We start from the raw sequence: 20,090 nt of genomic DNA, 5'->3' as shown, positions 1-20,090 counted from the left end.
GCGCCGGGCTCAGCCCGGCGCCGTCATGCGGATGTAGAGCCGAGCCCATGCTCGACTCGATCGCCACACGATGTTGCGAACGGCAGCCGAGCATGGGCTCGACTCTACAGGAGCGGGGCGGTTGTGCCCCGCTGCTGATCAGAACGACCAGGTGAACGTCAGCGAGCCGTTGCGGCCATCGCCATACGCACCGTAACCGGTGATCTGCGAGTAGTACTTCTTGTCCAGCAGGTTATTGAGGTTGGCCTGCACGCTGAACTCGGGCGAGATGCGGTAGCGCACGAACGCGCTGACCAGTGCGTAGCCTTCCTGCTCGAAGCGGCCTACTACCGGTGCGGTGTAGTAGATGCGGTTCTGCCAGTTGGCGCCGCCGCCGACGGTCAGTGCCTGCAGCGATTGCGGGGTGTAGCTGGTGAACAGCTTCAACGCGGTCTGCGGCAACTCGGTGTTGATGTCGGCGCCGTTGATGTCCTTGGCCACATAGCGCGAAGCACCGAAGGTGGCATTCCAGCCCGGTGCCAGTTCGCCGTTCACTTCGAACTCAAAGCCGCGGCTGACGGTGCCGCGTGCAGCGATGTAGGCGGTCTCGTTCAACTGCCCGTCGACCTTGTCCATGGTCGCTTGGCCAACGTTGTCCTGCTCGATGCGGAACACCGCCACAGATGCATTCAGCCGGTTGTCGAACCACGCGCCCTTGACGCCCACTTCGTAGCTCTTGCCATCGACCGGGTCGAGGTAGCTCCTCTGCTTGTTGCGCAGCGTCTGTGGCTGGAAGATCTCGGTATAGCTGGCGTAGGCGGAGTAGGTGTCGTTGATGTCGTAGACCAGGCCGGCATACGGCGTGGTCACTTTGTGCGAGCGATCGTTGCCTTCGTCTTCACTCTTCCAGTCGGTATAGCGTGCACCGATGATCAGCTTCAACGAATCCGCAAGTGACAGGCGTGCAGCAGCGTAGCCGGCCTTCTGGGTGATGGTTCCCTGGCTGGCAAGCTTCAGCGGACGCCAGTTCGGCTGGGGGAAATCACCGGTCCAGCCGAGGTAGCTGGCCAGCGGCAGGTACTGTGCTTCGGGATCGCTGGAGTCGGGCTGGAAGTCACCATAGTTGGCGAACTCGCGCTTGTTGTAGCTCAGGCCGGCCATGAACTGGTGTTCGCGGCCGAACAGCTGGAACGGTCCGTCGATGTAGCCATCGATGCCATCGACCTTGCGCTCGGTGTTGTAGAAGCCGGCCATCGGCGTGATGCCGGCGCCTGTGGTCTTGTTGAACGCGGTGTAGGCCGGATAGAACAGCTTGTCGTCGGCCTCGGTGCGGTCGTGGGTGGCACCGATCTTGAACTTCCAGCCATTGCTGAAGGCGTGCTGCAGGGTGGCGAACGCACGCTTGCTGGTGGTATCCCAGTAGGTCCAGTCCGGCGACGGATTGAACGAGGTCGGGTAGTTCGTCGGGCTGCCATCGGCGTACCACATCGGGAAACCGCCCCAGGTCGCGCCATTGGCGCGCTTCTGCTGGTAGTCGTAACCCACGCTGAGCTGCGTGTCCGGGGTCAGGTCGGCGTCGATCACCGCATAGCCCAGTGTCTTGCGCTGGTTGTAGCGGTCCATCTGGCCATCGGTATCCAGGTAGCTGCCGATCACGCGGCCACGCACCGTGCCACTGGCATTCAGCGCACTGCCCACGTCCACGGTGGTGCGGGTGCGGCCCCAGCTGCCCACGTTCACCGAGACGCTGCCGGTCAGCTCGGCGCTGTCGGCATGCTTGCGGATCAGGTTCACCGATGCCGACGGATTGCCGGCACCGCTGAGCAGGCCGGTGGCACCGCGCACGACTTCCACACGGTCGTACAGGGCCAGGTCCAGGCCGGAATCGCCGTAGCTCCAGTTCTGCACCATCTGCGTCGGCAGGCCGTCGAACTGGTAGGCATCGATGTAGAAGCCGCGCGCATAGAACTCGGTGCGCTCGCTGTCGGACTGGGTGCTGGTCACGCCGGTGGTGTTGGCCAGCACGTCGATGATGTCGTCCAGCTTCTGATCTTCAATGCGCTGGTGGCTGATGATGCTGACCGACTGCGGGATCTCACGCGGTGCCAGATCGAAGCGGGTGCCAGCCGAGGTGCGGCGTACCGAGTAGCCTTCGGCGCGTTCGCCCTTGACCACCACCTTGTCGAGCGTGGTCGGGTCGGCGGTGGTGTCGGCGAAGGCGGTCGGGGCCACGGAGCAGAGAGCAGCGAACACGGCAATGGACAGCCGCTGCGGCTGCAGGGTACGGAAGGCGGGACGGGTCATGGGGGATCCTGGACGAGCACGCGCGTTCGGCCGGCATCCAGAAGGCGAGGCGCTACGGGTAGGGGAAGGGCGGGCAGGCCGTCCTGGCACCACCGGAAACGAAAGAAATGGTAATACGAACAATTCCTATTTACAAATCATGAACGGATCGATCCGCGGGGGCGCAATGGCGGTCAGCGCAGCAGCGGCAACGGGTCGCGGGGGCCGTTCGTGCCGTAGATGCCCCAGTGCAGGTGCGGCGGCGTGCCCTTGGCGTTGCCGCTGTCGCCGACGTGGCCGAGCAGGTCACCGGCCTGGACCACCTGGCCGCGCGCCAGGCCCTCTGCCCAGTCTTCCAGATGCGCGTAGTAGTAGCGCTCGCGCCCGGGCCCGATCACCCAGACCTGGCGGCCACCGAGGCCGCGTTCGCTGACATCCGCGATGACGCCGGCAGTGACGCTGCGCACCGGCGTGCCGCGCTTGGCGAAGATGTCGATACCGGCGTGGGAGCGGTCACGGCCTCGCGGCGCGCCGAAGGTGTCGGCAATCTGCCGGGGGCGTACACCCTCCACCGGCACCGGCAGTTCGGTGGCAGCCGGCATCCGTGTCAGCGACCAGAGCATTCGCGGCGTGGCCGCCCACGGGCTGTTCCAAAGCGCCATCGCGGCAACGATGGCAATGCCCAGCCACAGGCCGCGCAGCAGCCAGCGGCGCAGGCGGTGGGCAGGAGAGGGGGGTGTACTCATGGTTTCGGAGTGTAGAGTCGAGCCATGCTCGACTGCTTCAGCTTTGCGGTCAAAAGGCAGTCGAGCCTGGCTCGGCTCTACAGAACCGGTACCAGCGGAACCTCGAAACTCCGCTTCAACGTGCCCAGTGCCACCGAGGTGCGGAAGCGCTCGATATTGTCGTCGCCGCCGAACAAGCGCTCGGTAATCGCTTCGTATTCTTCCATCGACGCCGCCGAAAGCAGCAGCAGGAAATCGCCGTCACCGGTGATCGAATAGCACTGCTGCACGGCCGGGTCGTCCTGCACGCGACGCTTGAACGGCGCCACGCGTTCGCGCTGCTCGCTGACCACGCGCACCTCGACGATGATGGTCAGCGGTCGTCCGACCTTCGCCGCAGCGACCACGGCCACATTGGCCGCGATCACACCGCTGTCCTGCAGGCGCTTGATGCGGCGCTGCACGGCCGGGGTGGACAGGTGCACGGCCTCGGCGATTTCGCGCTGCGGCAGGGTGTTGTCCCGCTGTAGCAGGTCGAGGATGGCGCGGTCGAAGCTGTCGAGCACGGGGGCGGTGGCCATGGCGAGCAGAAGTTGCACGAACGGGCTGTCAATTGAGCCAAGTGCTCGGCGCCGGCGCAATAGACTTTGCGCATGCAGACTTCACGATTCGCGCCGATGTTGCCGGCGCTGGCAGTGCTCGGTTCGGTCACTTCGCTGGCCATCGGCACCTCCTACGCCAAACACCTGTTCCCGCTGATCGGTGCCCAGGGCACCAGCGCACTGCGGGTGGGCTTTTCGGCGCTGTTGCTGCTGCTGTTCTGGCGGCCATGGCGCTGGAAGACCAGCCGCGTGGATGCGATCACCATCCTGCGCTACGGGCTCACCCTGGGCCTGATGAACCTGCTGTTCTACATGGCCCTGCGCACGATCCCCTTCGGCATCGCGGTGGCCATCGAGTTCACCGGCCCGCTGACGGTGGCGATGCTGTCATCACGACGACCGATCGACTTCCTGTGGGTGGGCTGCGCGGCGGTGGGGCTGCTGTTGCTGTTGCCGATCGGTGGCGGCCCGGCGCTGGATCCGGCAGGCGTGCTGTATGCCATGGGTGCGGCGGCGTGCTGGGGCCTGTACATCGTGTTCGGCAAGCGTGCCGGCCACCTGCATGCCGGGCATTCGGTATCGCTGGGCCTGCTGGCCGCGTCGCTGGTGGTGGTGCCGGTGGGCGTGGTGCATGCCGGTGCCGCGCTGCTTGATCCGAAGATCCTGGCCGCTGGTCTGCTGGTGGCGTTGGTGTCCAGCGCGATCCCGATGTCGCTGGAGATGATGGCGCTCAAGCGCCTGCCGAAGGAGACCTTCGGCATCCTGATCAGCATGGAGCCGGCGGTGGCCGCGCTGTGGGCGATGCTGCTGCTGCACGAGCACCTGCATGGGCTGCAGTGGCTGGCGATCGGCTGCACGGTGCTGGCCTCGGTGGGCAGCACGATGACCGCGCGGCGGCTGAAGGTGCCGGTGGTGCAGGCGGGATAGCGCCGGGCCATGCCCGGCGGAGAGCGTGCGGACCAACGGTCCGCACCCACCAGGGCAGCGTGCCAACCAAGGTTGGCCCCTACCAGGGTCGGTAGCGCCGGGCCATGCCCGGCGAGCGCAGCGGCAGCGCGTCAGCGCAGGGCGTTGGCCGGTACGTCGATCGCCATCGCCAGCGCGAGGTGATCGGAGAACGCCGCCGGTACGGCTTCCACTGTGCGGGTCTGCAGGCCGCTGCTGACCAGGATGTGGTCGATGGCGCGGTCGGGGCGCCAGCTGGGGAAGGTCGGCACGATGCAGCCGGGTGGCTGCAGCCGGGTCTTCTGGTACAGCACCTGCATTTCCGGGCGTTCGGCCAGGCAGTTGAAGTCGCCCATCAGTACCGCGTTGGGGTGGTCGGACAGCAGCTCGGCGATGAAGCCCAGCTGCGACATCCGCGAACCCGCCCCCAGCGACAGATGGGCCACCGCCACCGCCAGGCCGTCCTCGCCATCCCCGAACTTGGCCAGCAGTACGCCGCGCCCGCCAATGCGGCCGGGCAGGGCGTGGTCCTGTACTTCCACCGGTTCCAGTTTGCTCAGCAGGCCATTGGCGCTGGAAGCGACCCCGCCCATGCGCCGGTTCGGCTGGTGGCTCCAGTAGTTGAAGCCGGCGCGCTGGGCCAGGTAGTGGGTCTGGTTGGTGAAGCCCGAGCGCAGGCTGCCCGGGTCGGCCTCCTGCAGGCCGACGATGTCGTGTTCGCGCGCCAAAGTGGCGATCGCGTCAAGACTGCTGCGCTTGCGACCCGCCGGCAGTGCATGTGACCAGCTGCGGGTCACATAGTCACTGTAGCGGCGGGTACTTGAGCCGGCCTGGATGTTGGCCGTCAGCAAGCGCAGGGTCCGTGTGTGGGGGGAAGTCACGGCCGGGAACAGCTTCTCTTGGATCAGTGAGCCTGGGCCGCACCGCGCTCGCGGGCGATCAGGTGGTCGGCGATGCGCAGCATGTCCGGGAAGCTCTTGCCCTTCACCAGGTACTTGCCGTTGACGATGATCGACGGGGTGCCGCTGATCTGGCTGCGCTGCGCGAACTGCTTGGCCGAATTGGTCTTGGCATTCACCGCGAAGCTGCCCATGGTGGCGGCGAACTGCTTCGGATCCACGCCGTAGGCACCGTAGAACTTGGCGATGTCGTCCACCGAGTCGGTTCCGCGCTCACCCTTCAGGGTCTTCTGCGAATGGATGGCGGCGTACAGCGCCTCGTGGGTCTTGTCCTGCACGCCCAGGGTCTGCGCAGCATAGAAGGCACGGGCGTAGTTGTCCCAGGTGCCGCCGAACATGGCTGGCACGTAGACGAAGTTCACATCGCTCGGCAGGCCGGCCTTCCACGGGCCAACCAGCGGCTGGAACGCGGCGCAGGCCGGGCAGACGTAGCCGAAGATTTCGGTCACTTCGATCTTGCCGGCGGCCGGCTGGAACGGCTGGCCGTTCGGGATCACCTGGTAGTCGGCGCCTTCCACCGGGGCCGGGCCGGTCAGTGCGGCAGTGGTCGGGGCCGGTGCCGCGGCCGGTGCGGCTTCAGCCGGAGCCTTGTCGCCTTCGGCGGCCGGGGCGGCGCCTTCGCTGCCAGCGGCCGGTGCTGCCGGCTCGGTGGTGGCCGGAGTGGCGGTCGGCTCAGCCGGGGCGGCGGTGGTGTTGGTGCTGCCATCGTCGGCCTTGCAGGCGGCCAGGATCGGCAGCAGCGCTGCGAGTGCAAGGGCGTAACGGATCTTCATGGAAACGTCTCCAGCATCTGGATAGGTGGGGCCGGCAACCGGTGCCGGCCAGAGGGAAATGATGACATGCGGCGGCGACAGCGCCGTGTCGATGGTGTGTATTGGTTCAGCGGCCGCGGGCGGCGCGGGCCTGGGCGATCAGCGCCGAGGCGATGCGCAGCTGGTCGTCGAAACTGTTGCCACGCACCAGGTACTGGCCGTTGATGATGATGGCCGGGGTGCCCGGAATCTTGGTGCGCTGGGCGAAGGCGCGGGCGGCGTCTACCTTCTTCTGCACCGCATCGCTACGCAGGGCCTGGATGTAGCGGTCCGGGGTCACGCCATAGGCCTTGTAGAAGTTGGCGAGCTCATCGGCCGAGACGTTCTGCATCGGCAGCGAGCCATCCTGATGCAGGGCCTTGAACACGGCCGCGTGGCTGCGCTTGGCCACGCCCACCTGGTCGGCGGCGTAGTAGGCCAGCGCCCATGCATCCCAGGCGCCACCGAACGCGGCCGGGACCGGGGTGAAGCGCACGTCAGCCGGCAACTTGGCCGCCCAGGCTTCCAGCTGTGGCTCGAAATGGGCGCAGTGCGGGCAGGTGTAGCCGAAGACCTCGACCACCTCGATCTTTCCGGCCAGCGGCTGGAACGGGCCTGGCTGGGCGATGCGTTCGTAGTCTTTACCTTCCACCAGCGGCGCGTTGGCAGGGGTGGCGGCGCTGGCGGCCAGCGGCAGCAGGACCAGAAGGGACAACAGCAGGCGGGAAATCAACCTCATCGACACGCATCTCCGTTGAAAAAAGCAACGCCGGCGCAGTCGCCGGCGTGAAGGAAACATACCGCAGGCGCGGGCCGTGGTGGCGGCCCGGGCCGACCAATGGTGGTCAGGGGGCGGCGACCGGTTGTGCCGGTACAGGCGCGGCAGCCACGTCATCGGCCTTGTTGTGCAGGCCCTGCAGGTAGCTGGACAGCGCCTGCACCTCCTGCTCGCTCAGCTTCTGCGCGACCGTGGCCATGATCTGGAAGTGCGCCTTGTCGGTTTCGTGGGTCTGCCCGGCCTGGTATTCCTGCAGGCGCCGCGCGACATAGCTGGCGTGCTGGCCACCGATATGCGGGTAGGCCGGGCCCGGATTGCCAGCGCCGCTGGGGCCGTGGCAGGCCATGCAGGCCGGCAGGCCACGCTTGGCGTCGCCGCCGCGGTACAGCTGCTGGCCGATCTCGTAGAACTTCATGCCCTTGTAGGGGCCTTCGGTAACCGCCGTGTCGTCGGCGATGCCGGCGGTGGCTTTCTGCGTGGCGAAGAACGCGCCGATGTCGCGCATGTCCTGCGGGGTGAGGTTCTGCACGAACGGCACCATCGCCACCGCCGCACCGGAACTGCGCTGGCCGTTGGCGATCAGGGCCATCTGCTGGGCCACGTAGCGTTCGCTCTGGCCGGCGATGGACGGGTACATCTCCACCGTGGAGTTGCCGTCGGCGCCATGGCAGGCCGCGCAGGCCGAGGCCTTGGTCTGGCCGGCCTTGGCATCGCCCCAGTGGGTCTTGCTGAAATCGACCTCCAGCGAGGCGGTGTTGATCGGCCCGTTGTCGGGCAGCGGGGTCAACGTGGTCTGCGCGAACGCAGCAGCGGCAACGACTACGGCAGTGGCAAGGGCGGATACGGCAAGAACGCGAGCGTGGCGCATGCTAAAGCTCCGTATGGACCGGGCCGGGCGGCAGCCACGGCATCGCCCGGATTATCAACGCCGTTTCCGCGCACGGTCAACGCAGCAGTGCAGCATTTTCCCGGCGGAGGGCCCTGGGCCGGGCGCGCGGTGCCGCAACATGCGATCCTATGCACATGTCATTGCTCATCGAACGCGCCCAATACCACCTCTCTGCCCACAACATGGGGCAGCTGCCGCCCGATGAGGGGGCCGAAGTGGCCTTTGCGGGCCGCTCCAACGCCGGCAAGTCCAGTGCCCTCAACGCATTGACCCGCCAGAACAGCCTGGCCCGTGTCTCCAAGACCCCCGGCCGCACCCAGCAGCTGGTGTTCTTCCAGGTGACCCCGGAAGCCCATCTGGTCGATCTGCCTGGTTACGGCTACGCCAAGGTGCCGCTGGACCTGCAGGCGCACTGGCAGGCCTTCATCGACCGCTACTTCCGCACCCGCAATGCGCTGAGGGGCCTGGTGGTGGTGATGGATATCCGCCACCCGCTGAAGGACTACGACCGGCAGATGCTGGCCTATGCCGTGCAGCGTGGCCTGCCGGCGCATGCGTTGCTGACCAAGGCCGACAAGCTGAGCCGCAGCCAGCAGATGCAGACCCTGCAGAAGGTGCGCAAGGAACTGCACTCCTCCTTCGGTGATACGGTCAGCGTGCAGGTGTTCTCCGGCGCCGCCCGCACCGGTGTGGACGAAGCCCGCGGCATCATCGGCGGCTGGTTGGGGCTGGAATAAGGCATTTTCGGTCGCCCGGCTGGCGGCCGGGCGCTACCGCTCTGATGCCCGGTAGTGCCGGCCGCTGGCCGGCAACGCCACCAGGCCCGGTGGCACCTCATTTCAACGGCGAATACTCCGCCGGCACCCACGCATAGGCCTTGCCCTCGCCACGCACATGGCCCAGGCCGGGGAACGGCAGGTGCGCACCTGCCACCCACCAGCCGTTGGCGGTGGCCTGCTGCAGCAGGCTGCGGCGGCTGGCGATGGCCGCCTTGCGGTCCGAATCGGCCTCGAACGCGGCCTCCGGGTGCGCGAACTGCACCGCGTGGAAGTGCAGCACATCGCCCCACACCAGTAGCGACTGGCCCAGGCTGTCGAACCGGTAGGAGACATGGCCCGGGGTATGGCCATGGGTATCCATCGCCACCGCGCCACCGGGCAGGGCATCGCCGGGGCTGAACGTGCGCAGGTGGCCGCTGGCCTGGTACGGCGCCACCGCGTTGCGTGCCAGTGGGAAGGCGAAGCGTACGCCTTGCGGTGCACTGGCCTCGCTGGCCGGGTTGAGCCAGTAACCGGCATCGGCCTTGGACAGCCACACCGTGGCGTTCGGGTAGGCCGGCTTGCCCTGCGCGTCGAGTACGCCACACAGGTGATCCGGATGGGCATGGGTCAGCAGCACGTCATCCACCTCGGCCGGGTCGACGCCGGAAGCACGCAGATTGCCCAGCACCTGGCCCAGGCCAGGACCGAAGCACTGCGCGGTACCGGTATCGACCAGGGTCAGGTGATTGCCCTGGCGCACAAGGAAAGCGTTGATCGCGGTCTGCAGCCCCTTTTTGTCTTCCGGCACATAGCGACCTTCCAGCAGGCGGCTGACCAGCGTCGGCGGCACGTCCACGACTTCCTGCCGGCCCAGCGCGACCACGCCATCGAACAGGGCGGTGACCTGCAGCGCACCGACGCGCTGGTGGTAGACGCCTGGGACCTGCTGGGTGGGGGCAGGCGACGTGGTTTCGGCCAGCGCGGCCAGTGGCAGGGATGACAGGGCCAACAGCAGAGCGTGGTGCAGCGGCAGGGGACGCAGGGACATGGTGGTTCTCGGTGGACGACGGGCGGTTCCGTTGCTGCATAGCGTGCCGTGGCCGGTGTGCGCGCGGCGCTCAAACCACTACGCGGAATGCTCATGGAAGGGGTGTCTGCAGGGCTGCGCCCTGCACCCGCAGAGGCAACGGCAACGGCCTAAGCAACAGCAACGGCCGAAGCAACAGCGGGCTATCCGTGGGATGGCGGGGTGGGTCCGGTTGCGGGAGACGCCGTAAACCCGTCCATGGGGGCTTGGCCGCGGCATCCATGCCGCGGACACTCCCGCAACCGGACCCACCCCGCCTTCGACAGTTTTCTGCGATCTGTTGGAAATGCTCTTGGGGGTCATATCCGTTTTCCGAAGGAAAACGGATATGACCCCAGAATTTCATTCGATATCTGACAGATGTGTCGACCAAGGTCGACACCTACCAACAGCCGAGTGAACCTGTCGAAGGTGGGGCGGTATCGGAGTGCGGGGTGTCAGCCGCATGGATGCGGCTGCCAAGCCTACAGGGACGTACTTGCGGCGTCCCCGCACTCCGATACCGCCCCCCCATCCCACGGAATGCATGCTGTTGCTGTTGCTTCGGCTGTTGCCGTTGCCTCTGCGGGTGCAGGGCGCAGCCCTGCCGAACACCCTCAAATGTCTGTAGGAGCCAGCCCGTACTGCTCGGCGAAGCGCTTGCTGAAGCTCGCCGCAGACCGGTAGCCTGCGCGTGCAGCGACGGTCTTCAGCGGCAGATCCGTCGTGTACAGCAACGTCATTCCATGTGCCAGCCGCGCCTCGGTCAACAACTGCCGCAGGCTGGTGCGTTCGGCCGCCAGCCGACGTCGCAGGGTCGCCCCGCTCAGCGCGAACTGCTCTTCCACATCGCGTGATTGCCAGTCGCGGGCCGGTTCGGCGGCGATGCGGTCGCGGATCTGTTCACCCAGGCTGGGTGCCTGCGGCAGCAGCAGGTTGCCATGGCCCTGCCGGCACAGGGTCAGTACCAGCGAGGCCAGGGCCAGCCGTGCGTCGCTGTAACGGCCGTCCTGCAGCGATTGCCGCCACTGTCGCAGCACCGCGCCATGCTCGGTCAATGGCAACCGCCCCATCACCGGGCCGGCGCTGGGCAGCGCTTCGCTCCACAGCGTGCGCGCCGCGGCCAGTACTTCGGCACACAGCGGTACGATGGCACTGAGGTAGCGGCCGGTCCCCGGGTCGGGTGTGTTGACCACATCGATGCGGCAGCGCTGGGTCAGCAGCAGGATGTCGCCGGGAACGAACTCCAGCGACTGGTGCGCGGTGCGTACCTGCTTGCGGCCTTCCAGCAGGATTGCGAACTGCGGCTGTGGGATTTCCACCGAACTGGCGCCGTGTTCGCGGCGCGCAGTGATGCAGGCATAGCCTTCGGCGCGGTCGCAGCCGGCCAGGCTGGCCATCTCCGTCAGCAGGGCGACGGCCGGTGGCAGCATCGCGGTCATGACACGTGGGCTCCCAGCAGTCTGCCGACACCGGCAGCGGCGGCCATTGCCAGCGCGCCCCAGAACATTACCCGGATCGCACCGCGTGCAGGCGAAGCACCGCCGGCCCGGGCGGCCATTGCGCCGGTCAGGCACAGGCCGAGCAGGGTGCTGGCCGTGGTCATCATCGCCACCTTGTTGGCCGGTGCCAGCAGCGCGGTCAGCACCGGCAGCGCGGCGCCGCAGGTGAAGGCGCTGGCCGAGGCCATCGCCGCCTGCAGCGGGCGTGCGCGCAGTTCTTCGGTGATGCCCAGCTCGTCGCGGGCGTGAGCGCCCAGTGCATCGTGGGCGGTGAGCTGCTCGGCGACCTGCCGCGCAAGCGCCGGCTCCAGTCCGCGGTGGCGGTAGATCGCCGCCAGCTCTTCCAGCTCGCTGTGCGGGTCTTCGTGCAGTTCACGCTTCTCCATGGCCAGGTCGGCGTTTTCGGTGTCGGCCTGGGTCTGCACGGAGACATACTCACCGGCAGCCATCGACATCGCACCCGCTACGGTGCCGGCTATGCCGGTGGCGAGGATCGTGCTGGCCGAAGCGCCGCTGGCGGCCACGCCGACGACCAGGCCGGCCACTGATACGATGCCGTCGTTTGCCCCCAGCACGGCGGCACGCAGCCAGCCGACACGGTCGGCGCGGTGCAGCTCAGGGTGTCGTGAATGGCGGCTCATGGCTTCGAGTGTACGAGGGTCAAGAGGGCGTCGGTAGGATGCTGAAACCCGTCACCGTCGCATGACGCAACGGGCCGCCACGCTATAGTGCGCCCTTGCGATGCAAGGCTCCCAGCCCCACATCCCCTGCCACTGTCCAGCGAGTCCTCCCCTTGTCGAGCCCCAGCCACGTCGCCGATACGCCCATTACCGACCGCTCGCAGCTGGTGGCGGAGATCGCCTCCGGCGAGAAGCCCCGCGCGCAGTGGCGCATCGGTACCGAGCACGAGAAGTTCGGGTTCCGCCTGGATGACCTGCGTCCACCGACCTTCGAAGGCGAGCGCGGGATCGAAGCGCTGCTCAATGGCCTGGTGCGGTTCGGCTGGGCACCCGTGCAGGAGAACGGCAATACCATCGCCCTGCTGCGCGATGGCGCCTCGGTGACGCTGGAACCGGCCGGCCAGCTGGAACTGTCCGGCGCGGCGCTGGAGACCATCCACCAGACCTGCGTGGAAACCGGCACCCACCTCAACGAGGTGGCGCAGGTGGCCGGTGAACTGCAGCTGGGCTTCCTCGGCATGGGCTTCCAGCCGAAGTGGAAGCGCGACGAGATGCCGTGGATGCCGAAGGGCCGCTACAAGATCATGCGTGCGTACATGCCCAAGGTCGGCTCGCTGGGCCTGGACATGATGACCCGCACCTGCACGGTGCAGGTGAACCTGGATTACGCCACCGAAGCGGACATGGTGAAGAAGTTCCGCGTGTCGCTGGCGCTGCAGCCGATCGCCACCGCGCTGTTCGCCGATTCGCCGTTCACCGAAGGCAAGCCGAACGGCTACCTGAGCTACCGCTCGCATATCTGGACCGACACCGACGCCGACCGCACCGGCATGCTCGACTTCGTGTTCGAGGATGGCTTTGGTTACGAACGCTATGTCGACTACCTGCTCGACGTGCCGATGTATTTCTCCTACCGCGATGGCGTCTACCACGATGCCAGCGGGCAGAGCTTCCGCGACTTCATGCAGGGCAAGCTGCCGATTCTGCCGGGTGCGCTGCCGACCATGCGCGACTGGTCGGACCATATGACCACCGCGTTCCCGGAAGTGCGCCTGAAGAAGTACCTGGAAATGCGCGGCGCCGATGGTGGCCCGTGGAGCCGCCTGTGCGCGCTGCCGGCGTTCTGGGTCGGCCTGCTGTACGACGACACCGCTCTGGATGCCGCCTGGGACCTGGTGCGTGACTTCACCCTGGCCGAGCGTCATGCGCTGCGTGACGGCGTGCCGAAGCATGCGATGAACCTGCCGTTCCGCAATGGCAGCGTGCGTGACCTGGCCCGCGAGGCGGTGAAGATTTCCGTGGAAGGCCTCAAGCGCCGCGCCGCACGCAATGCCGACGGCCAGGACGAGAGCAAGTTCCTGGACGTGTTGCAGGAAATCGTCGAGTCCGGCCTGACCCCGGCCGAACGCAAGCTGGCGCTGTTCCATGGCCGCTGGCACGGCGACGTCGACCCGGTGTTCCGCGAGTTCGCGTATTGATTCGATTGCGGTAGCGCCGGGCCATGCCCGGCGTCGATGTCAGCCCGGCTTGCCATCCCGCCGCGGGCTCAGATAGATCCAGCCCAGCCGCGCCACCCACGGTGCCAAGGCCAGCAACCAGCCGATGGCAGCGGCGAAATGCCACGCGTAGGCGTCCGGCATCAGCTCGGCGACGATGCGCATGATCGCCACCGCCTGCAGCGTGACGAACGCGAACCAGGCCACTGCCGGCATCACCAGCGGTCGCCCGGAATGGCCCTGGGTGACCCGGGTCACCATCGCCACCAGCAGGCTGCCGAACAGTCCCACTGCCAGCGCGTGCAACGGCGCACGGCCGAGCAGCTGCGGCTGGCCGAGCAGATGACCAACATCCTGCAGCAGATACAACGCGAAGCTGATCGGCAGCCATGCCAGCGCCAGGAACAGCGCGGCAAGCAGGCCGGGCATCGGCCCGCGCGGCCACCAGTGCCATAGCGCCTGGATCGACAGCGCCAACAGCGGTGCGTCGGCCAGCCATAGCCAGCCCTCGGCCTGCAGGATCATCAACAACAGGCGCAGCAGGATCAGCGCCCACATCACGGCCAGCCAGCGCAGCGGCCGCCAGGGCACGTAGCCGGTCACCACGTTGGTGGCGAAGAACGGAATCATGCGGTGCGCGACGGTGAGATAGATCGGCAGCAACATGCCAAACGTTCCCAACGCCACATGCACAGGCATCAGCGTGGCACGGCCGCAGGCTACGGCCATGAACGCGAGCAGGCCCAGCCAGCCGAGCAGCAACGCCGCGAAGCAGGCACGTGCATGCCAGTTACGGTTGGGGCCGGCGGCCTTGAGTACGTGGCCGAGCACGATCAATCCGGCGCTCCAGCCGGCCAGCGCCAGCAGCAGGCCGGGCCAGAGCCCGGGTGTCCACCCGCAGGCGGCGGCAATCAGCAGCGCCTGCCCGCCGAACAGGCCGAGCCCCACCGGTGCATAGCGGCTGCGCGGCAGCTCGGGCTGGTTCATCCAGCGCGGAAACACGGTAAGCAGGAAGCCGAAGATGAAACTGGGCAGCACCAGGTACTGCATCAGCAGCGCGTGCAGCCAGGCTGGTGGCAGCGATGGTGGCTGTGGCGTCCACAGGCCACGCAGCGCACCCAGCCACAGCGTCCACCACAGCATCGCCAGCAACAGGTTGCTGGCACCGATGAAGAACAGCAGCCGATGCGGTGCACGCATCAGCATCGCAGGGGAGGGCAGGCGGGCCATGCAGTGAGTCTGCGCCCCGCGTGTGGCGGGGGCCTTGACCTTCGTCATGCCCAAGGAGGCAGGCAACCGCTTCGCTCGCCGGGCATGGCCCGGCGCTACTCGTCATCTTTCCGGTAGCGCCGGGCCATGCCCGGCGGACGGGCCGTGCAACGCAAACAAGAAACCCCGGCAGTGCCGGGGTTCTTCGTTCACAGTCGCCGATCGATCAGGCGGCGTTCTTCATCGTCGCCATGTCGATCACGAAGCGGTAGCGCACATCGTTCTTCGCCATGCGCTCCCAGGCTTCGTTGACGTCCTTCATGTCGATCACTTCGACGTCGCTGACGATGCCGTGCTCGGCACAGAAGTCCATCATTTCCTGGGTTTCGGCCATGCCGCCGATTGCCGAACCGGTCAGGTGCTTGCGGCCGAAGATCACGCTGCCACCGGTCAGCGGCGGGTCCAGTTCGGTCAACACGCCGACCAGGCACATGGTGGCTTCGCGCTTGAGCAGACCCATGTACGGGTTGGTGTCATGGCCGACCGGGATGGTGTTGAGCAGGAAATCGAAGCTGCCGGCGTGCGCCTTCATCTGCGCGGCATCGCGCGAGACCAGTACTTCATCGGCGCCCAGGCGCTTGGCATCGGCACCCTTTTCCGGCGTGGTGGTGATCATCACCACGTGCGCGCCGAGCGCCTTGGCGAACTTCACGCCCATGTGGCCGAGGCCACCGAGGCCGATTACGCCGACCTTCTGGCCCGGGCCGACCTTCCAGTGACGCAGCGGCGACCAGGTGGTGATGCCGGCGCACAGCAGCGGCGCGGCCGCCTTCAGGTCAAGGGTGTCGGACACCTTCACCACGAAGCGCTGCTCGACCACCACGTGGTCGGAATAGCCACCGTAGGTCGGCGCACCGTCCGCGCGCTCGCGGCCGTTGTAGGTCCAGGTCGCGCCTTCGGCGCAGTACTGTTCCAGGTCGTGTTCGCAGGCATCGCAATGGCGGCAGGAATCGACCATGCAGCCGACGCCGGCGTGGTCGCCCACCTTGAAACGGGTGACCTCGCTGCCGACTTCGGTGACCCGGCCGATGATCTCGTGGCCCGGCACCATCGGGTAGATCGAACCACCCCAGTCGTCACGGGCCTGGTGCAGGTCCGAATGGCAGATGCCGCTGTAGAGGATCTCGATGCGCACGTCGTTCGGGCCGACGGCGCGGCGCTCGAATTCGAACGGCACCAGCGGGTCGGTATGGGTATGGGCGGCGTAACCACGGGCGAGGGACATGGGGAATCCTTGGCGGGTTTGTCGAAAGGCGTTTTACAATACGCGGCGTAACCCGGGGTAAGAAGCCCGGATATCGGCATGATTCATCAAGGCAGACTGCACAATCATGGCCACTGACAATCTCTCGCACCTGGCCGCGTTCGCGGCCGTTGCCCGCCACCGCAGCTTCCGCCGCGCCGGCGCCGAGCTGGCACTGTCGACCTCGGCGGTGAGCTATGCGATCCGCGCGCTGGAAGAACGCTTGGGCGTGGGCCTGTTCCATCGCACCACCCGCAGCGTGGCCCTGACCGAGGCCGGACAGCGCCTGCTGGAGCGTCTGCAGCCTGCCTTGGGGCAGGTGCACGACGCACTGGAGGAGATGAACCAGTTCCGCGCCGCACCGGCTGGCCTGCTGCGCATCAACGCCACCCGCGCGGCGGTGCCGACCCAGCTGGGGCCGCGGTTGGCGCGCTTCCTGCACGCGCATCCGGACATTCGGGTGGAGCTGACCGAAAACGACGGCCTGGTCGACATCGTCGCCGAAGGCTACGACGCCGGCGTGCGCCTGCACGAGTTCGTGCCCGAGGACATGGTGGCGGTGCCGATGGGGCCACCACTGCGTGGTCTGATCGTCGGCGCGCCGGACTACCTGCGGCGACACCCCGCGCCCCGGCACCCGCGCGATCTGGCCGCGCATGAATGCATCCGCTTCCGCTTCGCCAGCGGCCATCTGTACAAGTGGCAGTTCGAGCGCGAGGGGCAGGCGCTGGAGATCGATGTGCCGGGGCGGCTGACCCTGGGCGAGCAGGGCACCGTGGTCAGTGCCGTGCTCGATGGCATCGGCCTGGCCTATGTGCTGGAAGATACCGCGCGGCCGTACATCGACTCCGGGCAGATGGTGGCGGTGCTGGAAGACTGGAGCGAACCGTTCGCCGGTTTCGCGCTGTACTACCCGAAGCAGCGGCAGATGCCGGCAGCGTTGCGCGCGTTCGTGGATATGTTGCGGGAGTGAGTTGCAGTAGCTGATGCAGTGCCGGCCAACGGTCGGCACCCACCGGTATCGGCCATGCGTGGATGGGTTCTGCTACGGCGCCTGCAACACCGGCGCCAACAACGCCATGCACTCACGCAGATGCACCTCTACCGGCGCATCCTCGGCCACCACACCGATCACGCGTTCGCGTAGTGGCTCGGCCACTGCCATCGCCAGGATCAGCCGTGCCATGCACGCGGCATCTCCCTCGCGCAGCAGCCCACGCTGCTGCTGCCGTGCCAGCCAGTCGGCCAGCAGCGCCCGGCAGCGCTCGATGCCGTTGTCCAGGTAGGCCTGCAGCAGCGCTTCCTTGCCGGGAAAGTCGGTCGCCAGCAGGCGGAACACCTGCACCGCCTGCGGCGAAAGCGCCTGTGCACACACTGCCTGCAGGATGACCTGCAGTAGCGGCAGTACCTCGTCACTGTCGTGCGCGTCCCGCTGCAGCTGTGGCGCGAAGCCATCCGTCCACTCGCGCACCGCCAGCCCGACCAGCGCATCGCGGTTGCTGGCATGGCGGTACACAGTCTTCTTCGCCACCCCGGCGTGCGCGGCCACCGCTTCGATGGTGGTGGCCTCGTATCCCTGGACCAGCAGCAGCTCCAGGGTGGCCTGCAGCACCGCATGGCGGACCTCGGCTTCTGGTCGCGCTGGACGGCCGCGGCGGCGGGTCGGCGTTGAGGGCTCGGGCAGGGTGGTGCTGTTCATTGCGCCCATCTTACCGCATCCGGATAATTGCGAAACGCATGTCGTTTCCGTATTGTTGGGCCTCCCAACCCCGGTAGGAAACCCCTCATGGATACCGCTGTGAACGCTCGCGCCTGGCTGGACCACCACGATCTGCTGGACCCGGCACCGATGCATCTGGAAACCGGCATCCAGCGCCGCGAAGACGGCACCCTGCTGGTGGCGGTGCGCACTGACCTTCACGGCTGCAAGGGCCGCATGCTGGACTGGTGGTTCACCTTCTTCGAGACCACCCAGCACATCCGCTGGTGGCATCCGGTCGACCATCTCGAGCATCGCGGCTGGGACGCGGCCTGGCAGCGTGGACGCAGCTACCATGGCGCCAGCATCCATGCGGTGGAATCGCTGGCCGACATTCCGCCGGTGGCGGCGCGTTTGAAGTTCCATGACCCGCGCACGTTGCTGGCAGCCGAGCGCCTGCAGGCGGTACTGGATGCAGGCGATGTATCGGCGGTGATCGCCGCGCGCATCGGGTTCGGTGATCACGTGCGTCTGGATGCACAGGGCGATCCCTGCGATGGGCAGATGCTGCATGTGGCGCGCGATACGCCGTTTGGTTGTGTGCTGCGCAGCCGCTTCGTGCTTGGCCTGGACAGCACCGATCCGCAGCGTGATGCCAGCGATGCGGTTGGCCTGGGCCTGCTCAAGCACTGCTACACCGAGTTCAGTTTCCTCTCGCGCCTGCTGCCGTCGCTGTACTACGGCGAGCGCGCCAACGGCGAGGCGGTGCCGTTGCCGTGGTGAGCGGCGCAAGGGTCATTCGACCAGCACGTCGTAGCCTTCGCCACTGAACTGGATCAGGCAGAAGCCGTGGCCGAACGGATCGGCCAGCACGGCGATGCGCCCCCAGCGACGCTCGCGCACGGACTGCTCAAGCGTCGCCCCGGCCGCAACCGCACGGGCCAGTGCGGCCTCGATGTCATGCACTACCCAGTCCAGGTGCAGCGGCGTCCAATGACGCTCGTAGTCGCGCACGTCGCCGTCTTCGGTGGCGGCGCTGCCGGCCTCGTTCTGCAGCAGGTACAGCGGCGCTGGCCCACCGAGAAGTTCCACGGCGCCTGGGCCGAGGCTGCGGCCGATCTGCAGGCCGAAGGCGCGGATGTAGAAGTCCTCGGCAGCGGCAAGATCGGGGACATCGAGGTTGACGATGAACGATGCGGTGGGCGTATCCATGGGCAGATCCGGTGGATGCGGGTGGGCAGTGTACGCCCGCATCCACGCATCGCGTGGCTCTACTGCGCGCGCGGGTAATCGAGGTAGCCTGCCTCGCCGCCACCGTAATAGGTATTGCGGTCGGGCGTGGCCAGCGCGTCGTCGCGTTGCAGGCGCTCGACCAGATCCGGGTTGGCGATGAACGGTTGGCCAAACGCCGCCAGGTCGATGATGCCGGTCTCGACCAGTTGCATGGCACGCTCGCGGGTCATGCCGCCGGCCAGGATCAACGTGCCACCGTAGGCCTGCCTGAACTGCTGCAGGAACGCCTCGCCCAGCACCGACTGCCCCGCCTGCAGGTTGTCATTGAGGTGCACATAGGCCAAGCCGCGCTTGCCCAATTCCTCGGCCAGGTACAGATAGGTGGCTTCGTTGTCGGGGTAGAACGGCATGTCGAAGGTGAGGTTGTTCGGTGCCAGGCGCACGCCGATGCGGTGGGCGCCGATGCGCTGGGCCATCGCGTCGACGGTCTCCAGGATCAGCCGTGCGCGGTTGGGCAGCGAGCCACCGTAGCGGTCCTCGCGTACATTGATGAGCGGGTTGAGGAACTGCTCGAACAGGTAGCCGTTGGCCGCATGCAGTTCGATGCCGTCGAAACCGGCGGCGATGGCGTTGTCGGCGCCCCGTGCGAAGTCGGCAATGATGCCCGGGATCTCTTCGGTGGCCAGTGCACGTGCCGGGGTGGGATCAGCATGACCACGGCTGCCATCGTCCAGATACACGAACGAGGTGTTCTTCGGTGCGCTGGCGACCGGGCGGGTACCGGCGCTGACCGGTTGCCCACCCCCGGGCTGCAGCGAGGCATGCGACATGCGGCCGACGTGCCAGAGCTGGGCGAAGATCGTGCCCTGCGCGACATGCACCGCCTCGGTGACGAGCTTCCACCCGGCCACCTGCTCGGCCGACCAGATACCCGGCACGTCGATGTAGCCCTGGCCCTGCGGCGAGACCGGCGTGCCTTCGCTGATGATCAGGCCGGCGCTGGCACGCTGCCGGTAATACTGCGCGGTGAGCGCGTTGGCGATCGCGCCGGGATTGCGGGCGCGGGTCATCGGCGCCATTGCGATGCGGTTGCGCAGGGCGGTTCCTGACAGGTCGAACGGGCGGAAGAGGGCGGTGGTCATGTCGGTCATCTCGGTGCGGGGGAGAGGCGCCAGCGGCGCGATGCACAC

General features: G+C 67.2%; 20 protein-coding genes. 5 read left to right on the top strand and 15 right to left on the bottom strand.

Features of this window, described 5'->3' with window-relative positions; genetic code table 11:
* Positions 1-138 precede the first annotated feature (138 nt).
* From fhuE to SMAL_RS17320, 3 genes are all read right to left on the bottom strand, one after another.
* On the bottom strand, positions 139-2,283 hold the full coding sequence (fhuE, locus tag SMAL_RS17330; protein ID WP_012512100.1) for a ferric-rhodotorulic acid/ferric-coprogen receptor FhuE: 2,145 nt from the start codon (positions 2,281-2,283) through the stop codon (positions 139-141).
* A 173-nt stretch (positions 2,284-2,456) separates the two neighbouring features.
* Positions 2,457-3,008, bottom strand: a complete 552-nt coding sequence (locus tag SMAL_RS17325; protein ID WP_012512099.1) for a M23 family metallopeptidase — start codon at positions 3,006-3,008, stop codon at positions 2,457-2,459.
* A 77-nt stretch (positions 3,009-3,085) separates the two neighbouring features.
* Positions 3,086-3,568, bottom strand: a complete 483-nt coding sequence (locus SMAL_RS17320; protein ID WP_006391525.1) for an Lrp/AsnC family transcriptional regulator — start codon at positions 3,566-3,568, stop codon at positions 3,086-3,088.
* A gap of 72 nt (positions 3,569-3,640) precedes the next feature.
* On the opposite strand from SMAL_RS17320, the gene SMAL_RS17315 reads away from it, so the two are divergent.
* Positions 3,641-4,516: an EamA family transporter gene (locus SMAL_RS17315; RefSeq protein ID WP_012512098.1), complete on the top strand. Its 876-nt coding sequence runs from the start codon at positions 3,641-3,643 to the stop codon at positions 4,514-4,516.
* 131 nt (positions 4,517-4,647) lie between these two features.
* Here the strand turns inward: SMAL_RS17315 and SMAL_RS17310 are convergent, their stop codons facing one another.
* The 4 genes from SMAL_RS17310 to SMAL_RS17295 form a co-directional block, all read right to left on the bottom strand.
* On the bottom strand, positions 4,648-5,385 hold the full coding sequence (locus tag SMAL_RS17310; protein WP_012512097.1) for an endonuclease/exonuclease/phosphatase family protein: 738 nt from the start codon (positions 5,383-5,385) through the stop codon (positions 4,648-4,650).
* A gap of 53 nt (positions 5,386-5,438) precedes the next feature.
* Positions 5,439-6,266, bottom strand: coding sequence for a thiol:disulfide interchange protein DsbA/DsbL (locus SMAL_RS17305; protein WP_012512096.1), 828 nt, complete (start codon positions 6,264-6,266; stop codon positions 5,439-5,441).
* A gap of 106 nt (positions 6,267-6,372) precedes the next feature.
* Positions 6,373-7,023 carry a thiol:disulfide interchange protein DsbA/DsbL gene (locus tag SMAL_RS17300; protein ID WP_006391516.1) on the bottom strand — a complete coding sequence of 217 codons (651 nt, stop codon included), beginning with the start codon at positions 7,021-7,023 and terminating at the stop codon, positions 6,373-6,375.
* A gap of 106 nt (positions 7,024-7,129) precedes the next feature.
* Positions 7,130-7,930: a c-type cytochrome gene (locus tag SMAL_RS17295; protein ID WP_012512095.1), complete on the bottom strand. Its 801-nt coding sequence runs from the start codon at positions 7,928-7,930 to the stop codon at positions 7,130-7,132.
* Between the two features lie 155 nt (positions 7,931-8,085).
* Between SMAL_RS17295 and yihA the strand changes: the two genes are divergently transcribed.
* Positions 8,086-8,688, top strand: coding sequence for a ribosome biogenesis GTP-binding protein YihA/YsxC (gene yihA, locus SMAL_RS17290; protein ID WP_041864681.1), 603 nt, complete (start codon positions 8,086-8,088; stop codon positions 8,686-8,688).
* A gap of 97 nt (positions 8,689-8,785) precedes the next feature.
* Here the strand turns inward: yihA and SMAL_RS17285 are convergent, their stop codons facing one another.
* The 3 genes from SMAL_RS17285 to SMAL_RS17275 all read right to left on the bottom strand — a co-directional run bounded on the left by SMAL_RS17285 (position 8,786) and on the right by SMAL_RS17275 (position 11,921).
* The gene (locus SMAL_RS17285; RefSeq protein WP_012512093.1) at positions 8,786-9,760 is read right to left on the bottom strand and encodes an MBL fold metallo-hydrolase; all 975 of its coding nucleotides are present in this window, start codon (positions 9,758-9,760) and stop codon (positions 8,786-8,788) included.
* A 635-nt stretch (positions 9,761-10,395) separates the two neighbouring features.
* Entirely contained in the window at positions 10,396-11,220 is an 825-nt protein-coding gene (locus tag SMAL_RS17280; RefSeq protein ID WP_012512092.1) for a helix-turn-helix transcriptional regulator, read from the bottom strand.
* Positions 11,217-11,921: a VIT1/CCC1 transporter family protein gene (locus SMAL_RS17275; protein WP_012512091.1), complete on the bottom strand. Its 705-nt coding sequence runs from the start codon at positions 11,919-11,921 to the stop codon at positions 11,217-11,219. The genes SMAL_RS17280 and SMAL_RS17275 overlap by 4 nt, the downstream gene beginning before the upstream one ends.
* A 152-nt stretch (positions 11,922-12,073) precedes the next feature.
* Between SMAL_RS17275 and SMAL_RS17270 the strand changes: the two genes are divergently transcribed.
* Positions 12,074-13,438, top strand: a complete 1,365-nt coding sequence (locus SMAL_RS17270; RefSeq protein WP_012512090.1) for a glutamate--cysteine ligase — start codon at positions 12,074-12,076, stop codon at positions 13,436-13,438.
* Positions 13,439-13,477: 39 nt separating this feature from the next.
* On the opposite strand, the gene SMAL_RS17265 is transcribed toward SMAL_RS17270, so the two are convergent.
* Together SMAL_RS17265 and SMAL_RS17260 are read right to left on the bottom strand one after the other, a co-directional pair.
* Entirely contained in the window at positions 13,478-14,734 is a 1,257-nt protein-coding gene (locus SMAL_RS17265) for an NnrS family protein (RefSeq protein WP_012512089.1), read from the bottom strand.
* Between the two features lie 157 nt (positions 14,735-14,891).
* Positions 14,892-15,950, bottom strand: coding sequence for an NAD(P)-dependent alcohol dehydrogenase (locus SMAL_RS17260; protein WP_006384682.1), 1,059 nt, complete (start codon positions 15,948-15,950; stop codon positions 14,892-14,894).
* A 106-nt stretch (positions 15,951-16,056) separates the two neighbouring features.
* Here SMAL_RS17260 and SMAL_RS17255 point away from each other — a divergent pair, with 106 nt between their 5' ends.
* On the top strand, positions 16,057-16,941 hold the full coding sequence (locus SMAL_RS17255; RefSeq protein WP_006384681.1) for a LysR family transcriptional regulator: 885 nt from the start codon (positions 16,057-16,059) through the stop codon (positions 16,939-16,941).
* 72 nt (positions 16,942-17,013) lie between these two features.
* Here SMAL_RS17255 and SMAL_RS17250 read toward each other — a convergent pair whose 3' ends face one another.
* Complete coding sequence (locus SMAL_RS17250; RefSeq protein WP_012512088.1) at positions 17,014-17,676, bottom strand: TetR/AcrR family transcriptional regulator; 663 nt, start codon at positions 17,674-17,676, stop codon at positions 17,014-17,016.
* A 78-nt stretch (positions 17,677-17,754) separates the two neighbouring features.
* On the opposite strand from SMAL_RS17250, the gene SMAL_RS17245 reads away from it, so the two are divergent.
* Positions 17,755-18,450: a DAPG hydrolase family protein gene (locus tag SMAL_RS17245; RefSeq protein ID WP_012512087.1), complete on the top strand. Its 696-nt coding sequence runs from the start codon at positions 17,755-17,757 to the stop codon at positions 18,448-18,450.
* A gap of 12 nt (positions 18,451-18,462) precedes the next feature.
* Here the strand turns inward: SMAL_RS17245 and SMAL_RS17240 are convergent, their stop codons facing one another.
* The gene (locus tag SMAL_RS17240; RefSeq protein ID WP_012512086.1) at positions 18,463-18,879 is read right to left on the bottom strand and encodes a VOC family protein; all 417 of its coding nucleotides are present in this window, start codon (positions 18,877-18,879) and stop codon (positions 18,463-18,465) included.
* A 59-nt stretch (positions 18,880-18,938) separates the two neighbouring features.
* The gene (locus tag SMAL_RS17235; RefSeq protein ID WP_012512085.1) at positions 18,939-20,042 is read right to left on the bottom strand and encodes an alkene reductase; all 1,104 of its coding nucleotides are present in this window, start codon (positions 20,040-20,042) and stop codon (positions 18,939-18,941) included.
* Between the last annotated feature and the right edge of the window lie 48 nt (positions 20,043-20,090).

The organism is Stenotrophomonas maltophilia R551-3 (genome assembly GCF_000020665.1).
GTDB lineage: Bacteria > Pseudomonadota > Gammaproteobacteria > Xanthomonadales > Xanthomonadaceae > Stenotrophomonas > Stenotrophomonas maltophilia_L.
The sequence above is the reverse complement of the archived record's forward strand: the minus strand, read 5'-3'. Positions and strand labels throughout refer to the sequence as shown.